Source organism: Jiella sonneratiae (genome assembly GCF_017353515.1).
Lineage (GTDB): Bacteria > Pseudomonadota > Alphaproteobacteria > Rhizobiales > Rhizobiaceae > Jiella > Jiella sonneratiae.
In genome coordinates this window covers 1-1,061 of sequence record NZ_JAFMPY010000073.1, presented here as the reverse complement: position 1 = coordinate 1,061, position 1,061 = coordinate 1, and the positions used below count along the sequence as shown (strand labels likewise).

At 64.1% G+C, this 1,061-nt stretch carries 1 pseudogene; it reads right to left on the bottom strand.

Features of this window, described 5'->3' with window-relative positions:
- Nucleotides 1-264: 264 nt before the first annotated feature.
- Nucleotides 265-1,061 (bottom strand): annotated as a pseudogene (locus J1C47_RS23525) (ISAs1 family transposase); the annotation flags it as partial.

The following is a 1,061-nucleotide window of genomic DNA, read 5'->3' as shown; positions in this document are numbered from 1 at the left end:
CACCTCTGCCCGCGATCGACCCTTCGCCAGAAGCAGGATCGTCTGGAAATGGTTGCGCTCGACGACGTCGGCGGCGTCGCGAAATCGCCGTTCAATCTCATCGATCGTCAGCGGCTCGGGACTGAACGCCATCAAAGGCCTCCATCAAATCGGTCCCATCAAGCCTATGAAATTCGAGCCCAAGCGGGAATCCTCTGAATCAATTCCCCGAATCCATGTTTCATTGCGTCTGATCGAGGAGGCTGGCGAGGTAGTCCGGTGACCAGACCAGCCGGCGAGTTTTCGGCGTGATTTGAGGGACTTCTTGTCTTTGGCCGTTCGGATGAGATTGAGCGCGAAGTGCCGGACGACAGCCATGTTCCTGGCGCCGTGGCCTTTGCGCAGGCGAGACTGATCGTCCTTGAACAGGACGTCAAGCACCCAGTGCAGCCGGTTCTCGATGCCCCAATGGTCGCGCACTGCTGCGGCTGCCTTTTCGGCGTCGAGATGCGCCGAGGAGATGAAGTAGCGGATGTCCTTGCGGCTCTTGTCAACGAGCTGGGTCCGGCTTTCGACACGGATGAGGCACGCCGCGTCCGGCAGGCGCAACTCGCCGGGAAATCGCCGGCCGCCGGACAGCCAGCCGACGTCGGAAAGGACGCTGACGCAGCGCTCCTCGATGCGGCCGTGGCCCTTGTCGGTCTCGACGAAGCTTTGCAGGCTCGCCTTCGGCGCCTCCTCAAACGCCGTCTCGACCTCAGCCCTCAGCGTCGGCTGATTGGCCTTCACCGCCAGGAGATAGTCGGCGCCAGTCGCCCGGATTGCGCTGGCGATGGTTCCATTGGTGGCGATGGCGTCGATCGAGACGAGAGCACCTTCGAGCCCGCCGTCCTCGCCGAGCCGGGCCAGAAGTTCGGGGATGGCGGCCAACTCGCTGGCCTTGTCCGGCACCGCTTCCTGGCCGAGCACCAGCCGCTGCGTCGTGGCGAAGGCCGAGACCATGTGGATGGCCTGTTGGCCGGCGCCCCGGTCATGGCTGCGGCGCGAGGTCTTGCCGTCGATGGCGATGAGGTCGACCCGCT